Source organism: Lysobacter sp. Root667, from assembly GCF_001427715.1.
Classification (GTDB): domain Bacteria; phylum Pseudomonadota; class Gammaproteobacteria; order Xanthomonadales; family Xanthomonadaceae; genus Lysobacter.
Genome location: NZ_LMHF01000001.1, coordinates 208834 through 227420, shown reverse-complemented (window position 1 = coordinate 227420; position 18587 = coordinate 208834). Strand labels below are relative to the sequence as shown.

Genomic DNA, 18587 nt, shown 5'->3' with positions numbered 1-18587 from the left:
GGAGGCGGTGGCGCAGCCCTTGAAGGTGCCGCGAAACGCCCCAGTTTACAGTAAGCCCCCGCCCGGCACGGCCCGCCCGGGGTTTCCATTCAAGAAGAGCCCGTTCCGTACGGGCGAGCACCCCGCAGGAGATCATCCCCGTGAGCGAAAAAGTTCTGCATGCTGGCGATTCCGACTTCGATGCCACCGTGCTGCAGTCGTCCGAACCGGTCCTGGTCGACTTCTGGGCCCCCTGGTGCGGCCCCTGCAAGGCGATCGGGCCGATCGTCGAGCAGCTCGCCGACCAGTACGACGGCAAGGCCAAGGTGGTCAAGGTCGACGTTCAGGAATTCCCGGCGCTGGGGGTCCGCTACAACGTGCGCAGCATCCCGATGCTGCTGATGTTCAAGGACGGCCAGGTCCACTCCAGCCAGCTGGGGGCGCCGCCGAACATCAAGACCCTGCTGACCCAGATGATCGACAAGGCGATCTGATCGCCCCCCGCCTTCGCCCGCGCCATGCGGGGCGAAGGCCGCCGGGCCCGGCCCGGCAACGTGAACGGCAAGCCCCTGCAGGCTTGCCGCCGCGCAGCGGCAGTGCTAGTTTCGCCATACCCGGCGCCGAACCGTAGCACTGGCAGCGCCGCACCCCATCTCGCGAAACCATCATCCACCCACGTCCCCGACGTCCCGCTCGCTGCCTGCGAGCGCTCGCCCCTTAGCGAGGATTCCCTGCTTGTCCGATAACACCCCCGACGCTGGCGATATCGCCGAAAAGCGTGTGCGCAAGCCGCGTGTCGCCAAAGCCGACGCCGCTCCCGCCGCCGCCAGTCCGTCCGCTCCTGCCGCCAGCGCTCCGCCGCCGGCCGCGCCCCCCGCACCGGCCGCCCCGGCCGCTCCCGCTCCCTCCGCAGGCGACTCCGCACCGGCCCCGTCCGGCGGCGAGAGCGCGCCGCAGGGCGGTGGCGGCGGCGGTGGCGAAGGCGGCAACGCTCAACGCGACTTCGACAACAACCGCGGCGGCAACCGCCGCGACCGCTTCCGCAATCGCCGCGACCGCGAACGCGGTGGTGGTGGCGGCGGCGACCGTAGCGGCCGTCCGCGCGACGAAGGCATGTTCAACGACGGCGGCAACGGCGAGAACTTCGTCCCGCGCCCGCACCCGCAGGTGCCGGAAGGCTTCCCGCAGTACTCGCTGGGCGACCTCAAGCGCATGCCCGCGCCGAAACTGCTCGACCTGGCCGACCAGCTGAGCATCCAGGAAGGCGTCGCCCGCGCCCGCAAGCAGGACGTGATCTTCGCCCTGCTCAAGGTCCTGACCCGCCACGGCGAAGGCGTCGCCGCCGACGGCGTGCTGGAAATCCTGCCCGACGGCTTCGGCTTCCTGCGCGCGGCCGAGGCCAGCTACCTGGCCGGCCCGGACGACACCTACATCTCGCCCAGCCAGATCCGCCGCTTCAACCTGCGCACCGGCGACCACCTGTCCGGCCGCATCCGCTTCCCCAAGGACGGCGAACGCTATTTCGCCCTCTCCATCGTCGACACCATCAACGGCGAGCCGCTGGAAGCGTCCAAGAACAAGGTCCTGTTCGAGAACCTGACCCCGCTGTTCCCGCGCCGCAAGTTCCGGCTCGAACGCGGCGACGGTTCGACCGAAGACATCACCGGCCGCATCCTCGATCTGATGGCGCCGCAGGGCAAGGGCCAGCGCGCCCTGATCGTCTCGCCGCCCAAGGCCGGCAAGACCATGCTGATGCAGCAGGTCGCCACCGCGATCACCCACAACCACCCCGACGTGCACCTGATCGTGCTGCTGGTGGACGAGCGTCCGGAAGAAGTGACCGAAATGCAGCGCACCGTGCGCGGCGAAGTGGTCTCCTCGACCTTCGACGAACCCGCCGGCCGCCACGTCCAGGTCGCCGAAATGGTGATCGAGCGCGCCAAGCGCCTGGTCGAACACAAGAAGGACGTGGTGATCCTGCTCGACTCGATCACCCGCCTGGCCCGCGCCTACAACAACGTCGTGCCCAGCTCGGGCAAGGTCCTGACCGGCGGCGTCGACGCCAACGCCCTGCACCGTCCGAAGCGCTTCTTCGGCGCCGCGCGCAACGTCGAGGAAGGCGGCTCGCTGACCATCATCGCCACCGCGCTGATCGACACCGGCAGCAAGATGGACGAGGTGATCTACGAAGAGTTCAAGGGCACCGGCAACTCGGAAGTGCACCTGGACCGCCGTATCGCCGAAAAGCGCGTCTACCCCGCGATCAACATCAACCGCTCCGGCACCCGCCGCGAGGACCTGCTGATCGAGCCGGAACTGCTGCAGAAGATCTGGATCCTGCGCAAGCTGCTGCACGGCATGGACGAGATCGGCGCGATGGAGTTCCTGCTGGACAAGATGAAGACCACCAAGTCCAACGACGAGTTCTTCAGTTCGATGAAGCGCTGAGGCGCGCTTCGCCGGCGCCGCGAAACGCCCCGCTTTGTGCGGGGCGTTTTTGTTTGGGCGGTGGGGATGGGCGGCCCTCACCCCAACCCCTCTCCCGCGAGCGGGAGAGGGGCTAAAGCAGCAGCGTCGCAAGGATTCCCTCTCCCGCTTGCAGGGAGATGAGTTAAAAGCAGTAGCGTCGTTGCTGTTCCCTCTCCCGCTTGCGGGAGAGGGCTAGGGTGAGGGGATGAGCGCAAAGCGCGAATGCTTTTGCCGCTAACAGAACAACGGCAGGAGCCCCTCACCTCCCCGTCTCCATGGGGAAGAGCCGACGCAGTAGTCGCAGGTTCGCAGTCGCAGCTTACGCAGCTCCTACCCAGCGCATCGAAGCGCTGCCGCATTCGGCAGCCTGGAAAAAGAAACGCCCCGCAGCGCGGGGCGTTTCGCTGGTGCGATTGCTGGGATCAGAACCCGCGACCGCCACCCTGCGCCTGCTGCTGCGTCGTCTCGCCGCTGGCCATGTTGCGCGCCGCCAGCTGGCTGCTGACTTCCAGGCTCTGGCTGGCGCCGGCGGCCACGTCTATCGAGACCATGCGCCGGGTCGCCGACTGCGGATCGCCCTGCACCGCGAACAGCTTGCTGCCGTCCTTGCTCGCGAACAGATGATCGACCTGGGTCAGGCCGCCGTCGCGGGTCACGGGCACCAGCGCCGCGGCCAGGTTCTGCTGCTGTTGCTGGTTGAGCTTGACCTGCGCGGGGTCGACGCCCTTGAGCTTGTCGAGCATGTCCTTGTACATGCCGTTCAAGGAATTCGCGCCGCTGGTCAGGGCGCCGGCCACGCGCAGGCCTTCGTCGACCGCACCGCCGAGCTTGTTGGTGTTGCGGTTGGCCGCTTCCTGCGCCGCCGCCGGCAGCAGATAGGTGCCGCGCTCGCGGTCGCCATCGCGATCACGCACGTAGCGCTTGACGTCCTTGAGCTCCAGGTCGAGGAACTCCCTGGACGAACTCTTCGCCGCCTTGGCCAGATCGACGGCCTGTTGCGCGCTCAGGCGCTCCAGGCCCTGGCCGGAGGCGAGGATGTCGACCAGCGACTCGGGCTGCACCTTCTGCTTGAGGAAGGCGAGGAAGCGCTCGCGCGTTTCCGCGTTCTCGCCCAGCGCGTCGAGCACGCGGGTGGCGGTGGACATGGCGTTGCCGGCGTCGGTGGGCATGCCCGAGATCTGGCGCATCACGCCGTTGATCGCCTTGCGCGGCTCCAGGCCCTCGGCGAACGGGAAGCGCTCGCGGAATTCTTCCCAGCGCGGCGCCAGCAGTTCCTCGCGGATGTGCTTGATCAACTGGTACGCACCGGCGGCGAAGGCGACGATGGCCGCGCCCGCCGGCGCGACGCCGATCAGGCCGGTAACCAGGGAGCCGCGCGCCCCCAGCATCAAGGCGGTGGCTCCGACATCGCCGGCCATCTTGAAGCCGTTGCCGAGCAGGTCGAACGCGGCGTCGACGCGGCGATCGGTGTCCAGCGGTTTGCGGGTGATCGGGTCGCGACCGTTGAATACACGTTCGGCGTCCTGGCCGATGAGCTTGGCGTCGTTGGCCACGCCCTTGACCGCGCTGTAGCGCTCGAGGATCTTCGCCGCCTCGCGCTCGCGTCCGGTACTGGTCGCGAACTGCAGCACGGCGGCCATGGCCACCGCGTCGATCGGCTTGCCGGCCTGGTTGGCGGCGCTGCCGGCCTGGATCGCGGCTTCCAGCGCGGCCAGGGTCTGGGCGATGTCGCCGTGACCGCCGCTGCGGGCGAGCTGCTGGAGCTCGGCCAAGGGTTTGTCGATCGGCGCCTCGGGGCCGGCATCGCGCTGCGCCGACCAGGTCTTGGCGTACTCGGCCAGCGAGTTTTGCAGGTTGGCGGGCACCTCCACCGCATAGCCGTGGAACGGCGGCGAGGCGCGGCCGTCGGCGCGGGTCTCGCCGGGGTGCAGCTTCCAGGTCAGCGCCGTCTGCGCGAGCGCGCCGCCGGGGGCTGAGACCGAGGCCACCGTGGCTTCGAGGGTGTCCTCGTCCACGACCTGGCCGTTGCGTTGCAAAGCGTCGGCGACGATCGCGCGGAGCACGTTGTCGCGCGACCACTCGTCGTCGGCGGGTAGCAGCGCCGTGTAGTTGAGGGCGCGTTCCTGCGGCGCACCCTGTCCCGCATACCAGCGGCGGGCGACGGACACGCCGCCCCGGTTGCCGCTGTCGATCGAATCGACCACTGCATTCATGGACTTACTCCTTGTTCGGTGAACTAGCTCCTGGTGTACCGACCCCTGGCGCTCCGGCCGGGGGTCGAACCTGAATCATGCGCCCGTCCCGTGACCGGGGCAATTCGGGGGCGTGTGGTGGGCGCCGGGCAGGCGGGCCGGGCCGGCCAGGGCCGCCGGCGGCGGCCCGTATCGGTCTGAGATAGCCGCCGGCGGCGGCCCGTATCGGCGTGACATGCCGGATTCGGCCGTGGACGCCGGTTTCGCCTTGCGCGGTGCGACGGACCCAGAGAGAAAAGCCCCGTGGTGCGGGGCCGTTGGAGCCGGCGGGTCAGAGGCTCAATCCCGTCGGATGGCATCCAGGCCGCAGGCGTTGGGCATTCACTCGTCGACGCTGTCGAGATCGGATTCGACGTGCTGCCAGCCCGCCGCGCTGCGGCGCATCAGCACGCGGCCGCGGCGGCGGATGTCGTCGCGGTCCACCCCTTCCACCCAGAGCACGGCCTGGTCGGCGTGCTGGCGGCCGCGCGAAATCTGCGCGCGCAGCGGTTCGCCGTCGCGCAGGGATTTCAGCGATTCCTTGACCGTGCCCGGGTCGTCGTCGGGAAAGCGCCAGCGCGCGTCCTCGCCGCCCATGCGCCGCAGCGCGGCGACGTCGCCTTTGGCCAGGGCGTCCAGCCAGGCGTTGTAGGCCGCGCCGGGCGCGCCGCCGCCGGCGGGCAGGTCGCTGCCGGGCGCGGGCACGATCGGGGTGTCGAAACGCAGGTCGTAGTCGTAGGGCGTGCCGAGGAAATCGCCTTTCGCCAGCAGCCAGCGGCCGGCGATGTGGGCGGGCTCGTTGCGCTGCAGGCTCAGTTCGCCGTAGCCGCCGCTGTTGAAGCCCTCGGGCGAGTAGTACAGGCCGCACTCGCTGCCGTCGGCGGCGATGCATACGCGCACGTAGCCGCCCGCCGGTTTCTGATCGCGCACCGCGTCGGCGGCGTCGAAGGCGGCCGCGATCGCGGCCGCGTCCAGCGGCTCGGCGCTGAGGAACACCAGGGTGCGGCGTTCGTCGGCCCGATCGGTCGGCTCTTCGCTCACGGCAACCGCGTGCTTGAGCGCCAGGCGCGCATCGGCGTAACGGAAGTAACCCGAGCCGCCCTGGGCCTTGGCATTCGTGCCGATGAGTGCGGCGGCGATCAGTGCCGCCGCGAGCGCCAACGCGTTCGGGCCGTTGCGTATTCCTTGCGAGTCGCCCATGGCCGCCGTCCTTCGTGGCTGTCCCAACTAGACGGACGTACGGACCGCGCGGCGGCGGACAACGGCCGCCGGGAGATAAACCCGGCGGCCGCGGGCCGGCTTACAGCGCGAGGCCCTGCACTTCGCTGGCGAGCTTGAACGCGCTCGCCAGCGGGACCACGTCGCCGGAGTCCACATCGGACACGCCGATGCGCTGGGCGCCGGCGTCGTCGCGCAGCCAGGCCGCCTCGCGGCGCGCGCCGCGGACTTCGGTGCGCCATTGCCCGGGCCGGGTCTCGTGCGCGCCCGGGGCCTGGAACTCCACCGGCATGCTGACGGTGAGATCGCGCGCGCTGGGATGGTCGGTGTGGACCTGGACGTTGAACTGCCAGCTGCGCGCGGCGCGCGCGGTGGCCTGCTCCAGCGCCGACACGCCCTGGGCCAGGCTGCGGTCGTTGCCGTAGACGTTGAGCAGGCTGGTCTGCACCGGTGCGGCATCGAGCACGCGGCCGTCCGGCGACAGGCGCAGGTACAGCAGCACCACGCCGCCGACGCCGGCACGCGCCAAGCCCTGGGGATAGGCCGGCGCAACGATCTTGCGGCTGCTGACCGTGACCGCGGACGGCGGTGCATCCGGCAACACTCCGGAGCCGTTGCTGGGGAAGGTGACGTTATCGACCGTGACCGCGTAGCGCTCGTCGCCGAGCTGGCGCGAGGCCAGGGTGATGCGCATGCGGGTTTTGGCCTTGACCGGTTTGCCCTCGACCAGCACCGGTTCGAAACGCCAGGTGCGGACCTGGCGCTCCAGGCTGGTCCTGACGTCGTCGGGCAGCGGCGTTTCGCTGCGGTAGTCGATCAGGGCGCCGCTGGGGTCGATCGCGATCTCGCTGTCGACGCGGGTGGTCATGATCGAGTCCACCGCCGGCTTGGGCGCGGCTTGCGGCGCCTGGGCCTGGGCGGCGCCGGTGAGGGCGGCGCCGGTAAGAGCGGCCAGCGCGAACGCGGCCAACTTGCTTGAGTTTCCTTGCATCGTGTAGCTCCTGTGGTTGCCGTGAATGCGCGCGACCCCGACGTCCTGCCGGTGCAGCGGCCGCGCGCGTTGCGAGCTTAGCAATGCGCGCGCGGGCCAGGCGGGCCGAAATCACCGTTTCGCCGCACGGCGACGCGGCCCGACCGTGCTGCGACGCGCCATCGGCGGCGATTGGACCGCTGCGGCGGAAGCTGTTTCCCGCCAACGCGCATCCACCGCGGCGGCGGCGCTGGGTAAGATGACGCTATCGCGGTCGGCGCGATCTACTCAGCGACGAGGTGATGCATGCATAGCGGTGGTCTGGAACTCGCCTTGGTCTTTCTGCTCGCCGCGGTGATCGCGGTGCCGGTCTTCCGGCGTTTCGGGCTGGGCGCGGTGCTGGGCTACCTCGCCGCCGGCGTGGTCCTGGGCCCATACGGGGTCAAGGTGATCCGCGACGCCGAGCCGGTGCTGGCGGCGTCGGAAATCGGCGTGGTCATGATGCTGTTCGTGATCGGCCTGGAACTGTCGCCGTCGCGGCTGCGGGTGATGCGCAAGCCGGTGTTCGGCGCCGGCGGCCTGCAGGTGCTGCTCAGCGGCCTGGCCCTGGGCGCGGTCGCGATGTTCGGCGGCGGCCTGGGATGGAAGGCGTCGGTGGTGGTGGGCGTGGGCCTGGCGCTGTCCTCGACCGCGGTCTGCCTGCAGTTGATGTCCGAACGCAAGGAACTGACCAGCGACTACGGCCGGCTCGCGTTCGCGATCCTGCTGTTCCAGGACCTGGCCGCGATCCCGCTGCTGGCGGCGATTCCGCTGCTGGGCAAGGCTGCGGCGGTGCAAGGCGACGGCCTGCAATGGATGGCCATCGCCAAGGCGGTCGGCGCGATCGCGGCGGTGATCTTCGGCGGCCGGGTGTTGCTGCGGCACGTGTTCCGGATCGTCGCGCGCACCCAGATGCCGGAAGTGTTCACCGGCGCGGCGCTGCTGACCGTGCTCAGCGCGGCCTGGGTGATGCAGATCGCCGGCCTGTCGGCGGGCCTGGGCGCCTTCATCGCCGGCGTGCTGTTGGCCGACTCGGAATTCCGCCACGAGCTCGAATCGCAGATCGATCCGTTCAAGGGCCTGCTGTTGGGCCTGTTCTTCATGGCCGTGGGCATGAGCATCGACCTGCAGCGCGTGGTCTCGGAGCCGGCGATGATCGCGGCGATGGTGGCCGTGCTGATGCTGATCAAGTTCGCGCTGCTGTTCGGCGTCGGCCTGCACCCGGGCGGCCTGGACCGGCGCGAATCGATACAGCTGGCGGCGGTGATGTCGCTGGGCGGCGAGTTCGCCTTCATCGTGTTCAACGAAGCGGTCAACGCCGGCCTGCTCGACGACCCGTCCCGCGACCGCCTGATCGCCGCGGTCGGCGTGTCGATGGCGCTGACGCCGCTGCTGCTGATCGCGATCTCGCGCGCGCTGTCGGCCGCGCCGAAGGCCAAGCCCAAGCGCGAGTTCGACAAAATCCCCGACAACCACCCCAAGGTGATGATCGCGGGCATGGGCCGCTTCGGCCAGATCGTCGCGCGCCTGCTGTTGGCGCACAAAGTGCCGTTCATCGCCATCGAGAACAGCGCCGACCAGGTCGACTTCATGCGCCGCTTCGGCAACATGGTCTATTACGGCGATCCCGCGCGCCCCGAACTGCTGCGTTCGGCCGGCGCGGCCCAGGTCGACGTGTTCGTGATCGCCATCGACGACCTCGACGGCAACATCCGCACCGTGCGCACCCTGCGCCGGCTGTACCCGCGCGCCAAGGTGTTCGCGCGCGCCCGCGACCGCCGGCACGCCTGGCAGCTGATGGACCTGGGCGCCGAGCCGATCCGCGAGACCTTCTATTCCAGCCTCAAGCTGGGCGAGCACGTGCTGACGTCGCTGGGCGTGGCGCCCGAGGTCGCGCGCGACCACACCGAACGCTTCCGCGAGCACGACGAACGCATGCTCAACGCCCAGTACCTGGTCCACGACGACGAAGCCGCGCTGCTGCAGTCGGCCAAGGACGCGCGCAAGGAATTGGAAGAGCTGTTCGAGGCCGACCAGGGCGAAGGCATCCTCGGCGAGATCACCGCCGAGGCCGACGCGGCGGCGCAGCGCTCGCTGCATTGAACCGCGCGGCGCCGCAACGGCGCCGCGTCGCTAGGCGACTCAACGCTCGCGCAGGAAGCGCGCCATCGACACGCCGTTGCCCGGCGTCGGCGGGGCGAACTCGGCGGCGATATCGACGAAGCCGCGCATCACCGCGATCTCGCGCGGGGTGCGGTTGAGGGCGTCGCGCAGGTCCGGATCGGCGCCCGCGCGCAGCAGGCGCTGGACCACCCGCAGCAGGCCGTGCAACGCCGCCAGATGCAGCGGGCCGAAGCCGCGCGGGTCCTGGGCGTCGAGCGCGGCGTCGTGGTCGAGCAGCAGGTCCAGGCCGGCGACCAGCACTTCCTCGTCGGCGGCGGTACCGGGCTCGGCGCGCGCGCCCAGCAGCAGCAACAGCGGGGTGGCGCCGGCGGCGGACTGATCGGCGTCGACGCCGGCCAGCAGCAGGGTGTCGAACAGGGCCACCAGGCGGCTGCGCTCGCGCGCGGTGAAGCCGTACATGGACGCGCAATGCAGGGCCATGCGGCCCTGCGCGTCCTGGGCGTGGACGTCGGCGCCGGCCGCAAGCAGGCGTGCGGCGAGGTCGGTCAGGCCCAGCGCGCAGGCGACCATCAGCACGGTCAGGCCGCCGGGCAGGCGCTGTTCCAGCGAGGCGCCGGAGGCGACCAGGCGGTCGACGATTTCGCCGTGGCGCATGCTGACCGCGGCCGACAACGGCGTCGCGCCGGAATGCGCGGGCAGCTGCGGATCGGCGCCGCGCGCCAGCAGCAGATCGACCACGGCGCGATGGCCGCCGCCGGCCGCGCGCAGCAGCGCGCTGCAGCCCTGGCGGTCGAGCGCATCCACCGGCAGACCGAGATCGAGCAGGCGGCGCACCGCGTCGGCGTCGCCGACGATCGCCGCGGCCGGCACGTCGTAGGCCTGCAGCGGGCGCTTGGGCAGCGGCCAGCCGCGCCAGTCCAGCCAGTCGGCGAGGTCGCGGCGGCCGGTCGACAGCGCCACGCCGAGCGGGCTCTGGCCGTCGGCGGCGAGCAGGTCGGGCGATGCGCCCTGCGCGACCAGGCGCTTGAGCATGGTCTCGCGGCCGAGCGCGGCGGCCAGGTGCAGCGCGCTCATGCCGTGGCTGTCGCGGGTGTCCAGGGCGACGCCGATCTCGACCAGGCGATCGACCAGGCGGGTCCAGCCCAGGCGCACGGCCAGCGCCAGCGGCGGGTCGCCGTTGCGCGAATGCGCGAACGGGTCGGCGCCGCGTTCGATCAGGTCCAGGGCGAACTGTTCCAGGCCGCGCGCGGCCTGCTCGGCGCTGGCGCAGGCGGCCAGGAAGCGCGCCAGGCCGCCGCCACCGGCGGGCGAAACGCCGCGCCGCAGCAGCGCCTGCAACGCCGGCACCGCGGCCGGGCCGCGCGCCAGCAGCGCGAACATCGGAGTGTCGCCGTGCGCGTCGCGGGCTTCGGCGTCGGCGCCCTGCGCCAGCAGCCAGGCGATGCGTTCGGGCGACGGCGCATTGTCTTCGTCGTGCAGCTGGGCGCCCAGTTCGGCCGGCGTCAGCAGCTTGGCCAGGCCGCCCAGGTCGGCGGCGCGGCCTTCGCGCAGGCCGTCGCGCAGCAGGCTGGCGGGCATGCGGTCGGGCAGCGGCGCGTCGCCGGCCTCGTCGTCGCTGACCGCGGCCGGCAGTGGATAGGCGCGGTCGAGCGCGGCCACCAGCGACCAGCGCCCGGCCTCGGCGGCGCGATCCACCGCGCGCTTGCCGATCGCGTCGCGCTGTTCGGGGTCCACGCCCAGATCGAGCAGGCGCTGCACCAGCGCCGGGGTCGCGTTGTCGGCCATGCAGGCCAGCGCCAGCGCGTTGCGGCCGTCGGCGTCGGTCATCGCCGCTTCGGCGACGCCGCCGCGCGGCAGGTGTTCGAGCAGGCGCTCGAGCACGCCCAGGCGCGCGCCGCGCGCGGCTTCCAGCAGGGGCGTGCGGCTGCGCGCGTCGATCGCATTGGGATCGGCGCCGGCGGCGAGCAGCACGCTGACGATGTCCAGATGACCGGCGTAGGCGGCTTCGTGCAGGGCGCTGCGGCCGTGGCCGTCGCGCGCGTCGATCTTGGCCTTCTGCTTGAGCAGCAGGCTGACGCCGGCCGGATCGTCCTCTTCGGTACCGGCCGCGGCCAGCAGCACCGGCTGGCCGCCGGCGGGTTCCGGACGCGCGCCGCGTTCGAGCAGGAACTTGGCCAGGCGCCAATTGCCGCCGGCGCAGGCCACGCCCAACGGCGACTGGCCGTCGCGATTGAGCGGGTCGAGTTCGGCCTGGGCGTCGCGCAGCAGCGCGGCCACGCCGGGGTCGGAACTGCGCGCGGCATGGTGCAGCGGGGTATTGCCGTCGCCGTCGGCCAGGCGCGGATCGGCGCCGTTGGCGAGCAGGGTCATGACCGCGTCTGGACGGCCGTGCCAGCTGTCGCGGGTCGCGGCCAGCAGCGGGGTCATGCCCGCGGTGGCGGCATTGAGGTCGACGCCGTGCGCGATCAGCGCGCGCAGCAGGCGCAGGTCGGGCAGCACCGCCGCCAGCACCGCCACACTGCGCTGGTCGCGCTCGTCCGCGGGCGGCGCGGCGTTGACGTCGGCGCCCAATTCGATCAGTTCCAGCGCGCGCTCGACCCGGCCGCCGCGCGCCGCCGCATACAGCGCCGGCTCCAGCGGCTCGCCACTGAGCAGCGGCGCCTGGGCGGCGTCCAGCGGCTCTTCGTCGACGACGAAATCCAGCCCCGGCAGCGGGTCGGCCGGCTCGATCCGCTGCAGCAGCCAGTGCAGCAGCGGCGAGCCCAGCGCCAGCGCGACCGCCGACGCCCAGCGCCCGCCCTCGGACAACAAGCCCGGCCAGGCCAGCGCGATCACCGCGGCGGCCAGCGCCGCGACTATCGCGGCCGCGCCCAGTCCGCGCCAGGCGCCGAGCTCCAATTCGCCCAGGGCCTGCCAGTACTCGCGCAGGCCGCCGCCGTCGCGCTCCAGTTCATGCCACAGCGGCCACACCCGCCATAGGCCCAACAGGGCGATACCGGCGACCGCGCTCAACCCCAGCGCCGCCATCAGCGAGCCGGTCTGCAGCAGCGACGACAAGGGCCAGGCCACCACCAGCGCCAGCGCGGCCACGCCCGTGGCCCACAGCAGCGCCACCGAACCGGCGTCGTGCAGCCAGGCCGCGGCGCGCGGCTGATCGGCGCCATCGCGCCAGAACCGCACCGCCAGCGCATAGGCCGGCTGCGCCAGGGTGCCGGCGACCGCGGCGACCACGCCGCCGAACCCGCTCAACAGCGCCAGCGCGAGCCCCGCCGCCGCGGTCGCGGCCAGGCGCAGCCGGGCGTGCTTGGGCTCGGACCAGGGACGACGGCGCTCAAGCATCGGACCGCACTTCGTCGTGCCGCGGCGGGAACTGGATATGGAAACCGCGCGCCGCCAGGTTCTCGCGCACCACCGCGGTATCGCCGCGGGCCAGCTGGCGTTCCGGCGTCAGCGCCACTTCAAGCACGAACTGCAGCGCCCCCAGCTGGGTGCGCAGCGGTTCGGGCAGGCGCTCGAAATCGTCGCGCACGGCCAGGAAGACGTAGGTCTCGTCCTTGCGGAGGCTCTTGTAGACGTAGGTTTGCATGCGCTGGACGGCTCGGCTCCCGGTCGGATTTTCGGTGCGGATTTATGTGACACACAGCATACCTGCCCATCCGCGTCACGCGAACTCTGACGTTCAGCGTCAGGCGCGGGGCGGGCTGGTAGCGGGGGCGCTGAAGCCGGGGCCGGAGTGGCGGGTGACCGGGGTCCTGGCGCGGCGCTCCGGAGGGTCCGCCGCCTTCCAGGTCGTCCCGGCAGCCGCCGGTTGTCGCCATCGCCATCGCCATCGCGGTTGCGATTGCCGTTGCCGTTGCCGTTGCCGTTGCCGTTGCCGTTGCCGCGGCATTGAAATCCAATGCCCCGCACTCGCCCAACCCCACCCAGACCCGAAGGGCGGCGCGCAGGACGCGCGCCGTTTTTCGAGGAACAGGATGTTCCTTCGAAAAATCCCCGGAGGGTTGTCAAGGCAAGCCCTTCTCTTTGGTTACTTTCTCTTGGGCTAGCAAGAGAAAGTGACCCGCACGCGCAGCGGGCGGAAGCTGTTGCTTAAGTAACGAAACCCACGCAGCAAACTGAATTCGCGATCGCGGCTTACGCCGCTCCCACAGAAGGCAGAAGCAGAGCCGCAACGGAACCTCCGTCGGCGGGCGAAGTTCGCGGTCGCGGCTCACGCCGCTCCTACCCCAAGGCGAGTGGCAAGAGAAAGTGACCCGCCAGCGCAGCGGGCGGAAGCTGTTGCTTAAGAACGAAACCAGCGCAGCAAACGGAATTCGCGATCGCGGCTTACGCCGCTCCCACAGAAGGCAGAAAGCAAAGCCGATCCGCATCGAAACTCACGCAGCAGCCGGAGGTCGCGGTCGCGGCTCACGCCGCTCCTACCCCAAGGCGGGTGGAAAGAGGCCGCCAGCCTCAGTGATACCCCGCATCCGCCGCAATCTTCCCCTTGAACACGCTATACGACCAATACGTGTAGCCCAGGATCGCCGGCAGCAACACCACCAGCCCCGCCAGCACGAACCCCTGCGATGAAGGCGGCGACGCCGCATCCCAGATCGTCAGCCCCGGCGGCACGATGTTCGGCCAGATGCCCAGCACCAGCCCCGCGAATCCGAGCATGAAGAAGCACAGCGTCAGCACGAACGGCGCCAGGTCGCGGCCCTCGCGCATCGCCGCGCGCCACAGCGCGAACGCATTGACCAGCACCAGCAGCGGCACCGGCGACAGCCACAGGAAGTTGGCCCCGTCGAACCAGCGCGCCATGATCCGCGAGTCCAGGAACGGCAGCCATGCGCTGACCAGCCCCATGAACACGACCACCACCAGCACCAGCGGCCGGGTCAGGGTGCGCGCGATCTGCTGCATGCGGCCCTCGGTCTTCAGGATCAGCCAGGTCGAGCCCAGCAGCGCATAGCCGAACACCACCGCCGCGCCGGTCAGCATCGAGAACGGACTGAACCAGCCGAACACGCCGCCGACGTATTTGCCGCCCTGCAGCGGCATGCCTTCGACCAGCGCGCCCAGGATCACGCCCTGCGCGAACGCGCACAGCAGCGAGCCCAGCGCGAACGCCGCGCCCCAGGCCGGCTTGGCGCGATGCGCCTTGAAGCGGAACTCGAACGCGACGCCGCGGAACACCAGCGCGATCAGCATCAACAGCACCGGCAGGTACAGGGCCGACAACACGACCGCATAGGCCTTGGGGAACGCCGCCAGCAAACCGGCACCGCCCAGCACCAGCCAGGTTTCGTTGCCGTCCCAGATCGGCGCGGCGGTGTTCATCATGTGATCGAGCTGGCCCTCGTCCTCGGCGAACGGCGCCAGGATGCCCAGGCCGAGCACGAAGCCGTCCAGCAGCACGTACATCAGCACGCCGAAGCCGATCACGCCGAACCATACGATTGGCAGCCAGTATTCCATCGCCCACCACCTTCTGTGTCGCTCCCGCCGCGGCGGGACTGTCGTGCATGCGCGCGGGCCGCGCGCAAGCGATCACGCCTTGCTGTCGGCCGGCTCGTCCGGCACCGACAGCGGCCGCGCCGGCGTCTTGTCGCCCAGGCCCGGACGCGGCGCCGGCTCGTGCGGCTGCGGGCCCTTGCGGATCAGCTTGAGCAGATAACCGACGCCCGCACCGAACACGGTCAGGTACACCACCGCGAACACGATCAGCGACGTCATCACGCTCGCGGCGTCGATCGCGCTGACCGCATCGGCGGTGCGCAGCAGGCCGTAGACCACGTAGGGCTGGCGACCGATCTCGACCACGTACCAGCCGGCCAGGATCGCGACGAAGCCGCTCAGCGTCATCGCGCGCCAACCGTTCAGGACCCAGCGCCCGAAGCCGCGGCCTTCGTACAACTGCTTGCGCTTCCACGCCCACAGCGAAGCCAGCACCAGCGACAGCATCGTCACGCCCAGGCCGATCATCACCCGGAACGCGTAGAACACCGGTTTCACCGGCGGGCGATCTTCCGGCGGCACCGACTTCAGCGGTTGGACCTCGCCGTCCAGCGTGTGGGTCAGGATGATGCTGCCCAGCTTCGGGATCGCGACTTCGTAATCGTTGCGCTCGGCCTGCTCGTTGGGCACCGCGAACAGCACCAGCGGCACGCCCTCGCCCTTGGGCTTGGCCTCCCAATGCGCTTCCATCGCCGCGACCTTGATCGGCTGATGCTCGCGTGCGTTGAGGCCGTGCAGATCGCCGATGAACACCTGGGTCGGCACCGTGATCGCGGCGAAGATCACCGCAGCCTTGAGCATCCGCCGCGCCGCGTCGACGTGCACGCCGCGACGCAGATAACCCGCGCTGACGCCGCCGATCACGAAGCAGGTGGTAATGAACGCCGCCAGCACCATGTGCGCCAGGCGATACGGGAACGAGGGATTGAAGACGATCGCCCACCAGCTGTCGGGTTCGAACACGCCTTCGACGATCTTGTAGCCGGCCGGCGTCTGCATCCAGCTGTTGGCCGAAATGATCCAGAACGTCGAGATCAAGGTGCCCAGCGCGACCATGCAGGTCGCGAGGAAATGCATCTTCTCTTCGACCCGGTTCCAGCCGAACAGCATCACGCCCAGGAAGGTCGCTTCCAGAAAGAACGCGGTGAGCACTTCGTAGGACAGCAGCGGCCCGAGGATATTGCCGGCCTGTTCGCTGAGCACGGCCCAGTTGGTGCCGAACTGGAAGCTCATGACGATGCCGGACACCACGCCCATGCCGAAGGACACGGCGAAGACCTTGGTCCAGAAGAAGAACAGGTCGCGCCAGACGGTGTCGCGCGTGCGCAGCCAGCGCCATTCCAGGAAGGCCAGCCAGCTCGCCAAGCCGATGGTGAAGGCCGGGAACAGGATGTGGAACGAGATCACGAACCCGAACTGGATACGCGACAGCATCAATGCATCCACGTCACGACTCCTGTCATGTCCCGCGATTCCAACGGGACTTCAGATGCGCAGGAACATTGTGCGCCGCGTCATCAGGCCCGGTAAAGCACCGTGACGCATGGCCCAATCGCGCAAACTATTGAGGCTGCTACCCTGCGTCAATTTGCCCACCCTAGACTTCCAACCAGGTCCGCCGATGCGCCTAGTTCCGAACGCTCTGACCCTGTCGCTGGCCGCGCTGTTTCTTATGGCCCCCAGCGCCCACGCCCAAACCCCGATCACGCTCGCCCAGGCCATGGCCGACCCAGACTGGATCGGCCCGCCGGTGGAACAGGCGTGGTGGGCCTGGGACGGCCAGCGCGTGCAGTACCAACTCAAGCGCGAAGGCGCGACCGTGCGCGACATCTGGCAACAGGGCACCGGCGCCAATGCGGTGGCGGCGAAGATCGACGGCGCCGCGCGCGCCGATCTGGATGCCGCGCAGCCGGTTTACGACGCCCAGCGCACGCGCATGGCCTATGTGCGCAACGGCGATGTGTTCGTGCGCGACCTGCGCAGCGGCGCGCTCACCCAGGTCACGCGCAGCAACGACAACGAATCGCGTCCGCAGTGGAGCCGCGACGGGAACCTGGTGTTCCGCGTCGACAACAACTGGTACCAGTGGCGCGCCGGCCAGGGCGTGAGCCAGGCCGCGCAGCTCAAGGCCGAGAACGATCCGGCCAAGCCGCCGAAGGCCGACGATCTGCGCGATCGCCAGCTCGCGACCATCCGCACGCTCAAGGACGACCGCGCCAGGCGCGATGCCGCACGCGAGCAGGACGAGGCCTGGCGCCGCGCCGACGGCAGCCGCGCGCCGGCGCCGATCTACCTGGGCAGCGATGTCGAGATTTCCGACAGCGCGCTTTCGCCCGACGGTCGCTGGATGCTCGCCGTCACCCAGGCCAAGGGCGCCGACGCCGGCCAGGTCGGCAAGATGCCCAAGTACGTGACCGAATCGGGTTACGAAGAATTCGAGGAAGTGCGCACCCGCGTCGGCCGCGGCGCGCCGCTGCCGCAGAAGCTGTGGCTGATCGACATCGCCGGCGGCAAGGTCACCGAACTCAAGTACGACCGCCTGCCCGGCATCGCCGACGACCCGCTCGCGGCGATGCGCCAGGCCGCGAAGAAGGACCCGCTCAAGGGCGATCGCGCGGTGCGGATCGAAACCGACGGCGACGGCAGCGGTCCTGCGATCCGTTGGAGCGATGACGGCCGCCAGGCCGCGGTGCTGGTGCGCGCGGTCGATAACAAGGACCGCTGGCTGACCACGGTCGACCTGGCCCAGGCCACGCTGGTGGTGCGCAACCGCAGCAGCGACCCGGCCTGGGTCGGCTGGAACACCACCGACTTCGGCTGGCTGCCGGCTTCCGGTAATGCCGGGCCGGCGCTGTGGTGGCTATCAGAGCAGAGCGGTTACGCCCACCTGTACCTGAGCGAGGGCAACGGCGCGGCGCGTGCGCTGACCTCGGGCAGTTGGGAAGTGTCCTCGCCGCAGGTCAGCGCCGACGGCCGCGGCTTCTACTTCGCCTGCAACCGCAAATGGCCGGGCGACTACGAAGTCTGCGCGGTAGACCGCAACGGCGGCGCGGTGCGCGAAGTCACCGCGCTCGACGGCGTCGAAGACTTCACGCTCTCGCCCGACGGCAAGCGCCTGCTGCTGCGTTATTCCTCCAGCTACATGCCGGCGCAGCTGGCGGTGATCGGCACCGACGGCGAAGGCCTGAGCAAGCTCACCGACACCCGTACGCCGGAGTTCAAGCAGCGCGAATGGATCCAGCCCGAGTTCGTGCAGGTGCCGTCCAAGCACGGCGCCGGCACGATCTGGGGCAAGTTCTACGGCCCGAAGAACTACGAACCCGGCAAGAAATACCCGATCGTGATGTTCGTGCACGGCGCCGGTTACCTGCAGAACGTCACCGCGCGCTACCCGAACTACTTCCGCGAACAGATGTTCCACAACCTGCTGGTGCAGCAGGGCTACGTGGTGCTGGACCTGGACTACCGCGCCAGCGCCGGCCTGGGCCGCGACTGGCGCACCGCGATCTATCGCCAGATGGGCCATCCGGAACTCGAGGACTACCTGGACGGCCGCGACTGGCTGATCACGCAGAAGCAGGGCGACGGCGACCGCGCCGGCATCTACGGCGGCTCCTACGGCGGCTTCATGACCTTCATGGCGCTGTTCCGCGAGCCCGGCAAGTTCAAAGCCGGCGCCGCGCTGCGCCCGGTCACCGACTGGTCGCAGTACAACCACGAGTACACCTCCAACATCCTCAACACGCCGGAGCTGGACCCGGAGGCGTACAAGAAGTCCTCGCCGATCGAATACGCCGACGGCCTGCAGGACCACCTGCTGATCGCCCACGGCATGATCGACGACAACGTGTTCTTCAAGGACTCGGTGATGCTGTCGCAGCGCCTGATCGAACTGCGCAAGGACAAGTGGGAACTCGCGCCGTATCCGATGGAGCGCCACGGCTTTACCCATCCGGACAGCTGGTACGACGAGTACCGGCGTATCTACGAACTGTTCGAACGCAACTTGAAGTAAGACCGCGCGAACCGGGGTGCGCGGCGATGCCGCGCGCCCCGCC

At 70.0% G+C, this 18587-nt stretch carries 11 protein-coding genes; 4 read left to right on the top strand and 7 right to left on the bottom strand.

What is annotated here, in order from left to right; all coding sequences use genetic code 11:
• Window positions 1-140: 140 nt before the first annotated feature.
• Window positions 141-473, top strand: coding sequence for a thioredoxin (gene trxA, locus ASD78_RS00995; RefSeq protein ID WP_055907747.1), 333 nt, complete (start codon window positions 141-143; stop codon window positions 471-473).
• Window positions 474-714: 241 nt separating this feature from the next.
• A complete protein-coding gene (gene rho, locus ASD78_RS00990; RefSeq protein ID WP_055907744.1) occupies window positions 715-2427 on the top strand; it encodes a transcription termination factor Rho in 1713 nt (570 codons plus the stop codon).
• A 443-nt stretch (window positions 2428-2870) separates the two neighbouring features.
• On the opposite strand, the gene ASD78_RS00985 is transcribed toward rho, so the two are convergent.
• From ASD78_RS00985 to ASD78_RS00975, 3 genes are all read right to left on the bottom strand, one after another.
• Complete coding sequence (locus tag ASD78_RS00985; RefSeq protein WP_056097769.1) at window positions 2871-4661, bottom strand: XVIPCD domain-containing protein; 1791 nt, start codon at window positions 4659-4661, stop codon at window positions 2871-2873.
• Window positions 4662-5021: 360 nt separating this feature from the next.
• Entirely contained in the window at window positions 5022-5879 is an 858-nt protein-coding gene (locus ASD78_RS00980) for a hypothetical protein (RefSeq protein ID WP_056097768.1), read from the bottom strand.
• A gap of 100 nt (window positions 5880-5979) precedes the next feature.
• Window positions 5980-6888 (bottom strand): hypothetical protein, encoded by a 909-nt coding sequence (locus tag ASD78_RS00975; protein WP_156087517.1) that lies wholly within the window; start codon window positions 6886-6888, stop codon window positions 5980-5982.
• A gap of 285 nt (window positions 6889-7173) precedes the next feature.
• Between ASD78_RS00975 and ASD78_RS00970 the strand changes: the two genes are divergently transcribed.
• Window positions 7174-9009, top strand: a complete 1836-nt coding sequence (locus ASD78_RS00970; protein WP_056097766.1) for a monovalent cation:proton antiporter-2 (CPA2) family protein — start codon at window positions 7174-7176, stop codon at window positions 9007-9009.
• Between the two features lie 39 nt (window positions 9010-9048).
• Here the strand turns inward: ASD78_RS00970 and ASD78_RS00965 are convergent, their stop codons facing one another.
• The 4 genes from ASD78_RS00965 to ASD78_RS00950 form a co-directional block, all read right to left on the bottom strand.
• Window positions 9049-12369 (bottom strand): ankyrin repeat domain-containing protein, encoded by a 3321-nt coding sequence (locus ASD78_RS00965; protein WP_056097765.1) that lies wholly within the window; start codon window positions 12367-12369, stop codon window positions 9049-9051.
• Window positions 12362-12616 carry a YcgL domain-containing protein gene (locus tag ASD78_RS00960; protein WP_055907726.1) on the bottom strand — a complete coding sequence of 85 codons (255 nt, stop codon included), beginning with the start codon at window positions 12614-12616 and terminating at the stop codon, window positions 12362-12364. The genes ASD78_RS00965 and ASD78_RS00960 overlap by 8 nt, the downstream gene beginning before the upstream one ends.
• Window positions 12617-13482: 866 nt before the next feature.
• Entirely contained in the window at window positions 13483-14490 is a 1008-nt protein-coding gene (cydB, locus tag ASD78_RS00955) for a cytochrome d ubiquinol oxidase subunit II (protein WP_055907723.1), read from the bottom strand.
• Window positions 14491-14562: 72 nt separating this feature from the next.
• The gene (locus tag ASD78_RS00950) at window positions 14563-15975 is read right to left on the bottom strand and encodes a cytochrome ubiquinol oxidase subunit I (protein ID WP_056097764.1); all 1413 of its coding nucleotides are present in this window, start codon (window positions 15973-15975) and stop codon (window positions 14563-14565) included.
• A 175-nt stretch (window positions 15976-16150) separates the two neighbouring features.
• Here ASD78_RS00950 and ASD78_RS00945 point away from each other — a divergent pair, with 175 nt between their 5' ends.
• Complete coding sequence (locus tag ASD78_RS00945) at window positions 16151-18544, top strand: S9 family peptidase (RefSeq protein ID WP_056097763.1); 2394 nt, start codon at window positions 16151-16153, stop codon at window positions 18542-18544.
• The last annotated feature ends 43 nt before the right edge of the window (window positions 18545-18587 follow it).

Coding starts and splice junctions, on each gene's coding strand:
- ASD78_RS00980 (WP_056097768.1), bottom strand. CDS start 5,879: ATGGGCGACTCGCAAGGAATACGCAACGGCCCGAACGCGTTGGCGCTC.
- ASD78_RS00970 (WP_056097766.1), top strand. CDS start 7,174: ATGCATAGCGGTGGTCTGGAACTCGCCTTGGTCTTTCTGCTCGCCGCG.
- ASD78_RS00965 (WP_056097765.1), bottom strand. CDS start 12,369: ATGCTTGAGCGCCGTCGTCCCTGGTCCGAGCCCAAGCACGCCCGGCTG.
- ASD78_RS00985 (WP_056097769.1), bottom strand. CDS start 4,661: ATGAATGCAGTGGTCGATTCGATCGACAGCGGCAACCGGGGCGGCGTG.
- ASD78_RS00945 (WP_056097763.1), top strand. CDS start 16,151: ATGCGCCTAGTTCCGAACGCTCTGACCCTGTCGCTGGCCGCGCTGTTT.
- ASD78_RS00960 (WP_055907726.1), bottom strand. CDS start 12,616: ATGCAAACCTACGTCTACAAGAGCCTCCGCAAGGACGAGACCTACGTC.
- cydB (WP_055907723.1), bottom strand. CDS start 14,490: ATGGAATACTGGCTGCCAATCGTATGGTTCGGCGTGATCGGCTTCGGC.
- ASD78_RS00975 (WP_156087517.1), bottom strand. CDS start 6,888: ATGCAAGGAAACTCAAGCAAGTTGGCCGCGTTCGCGCTGGCCGCTCTT.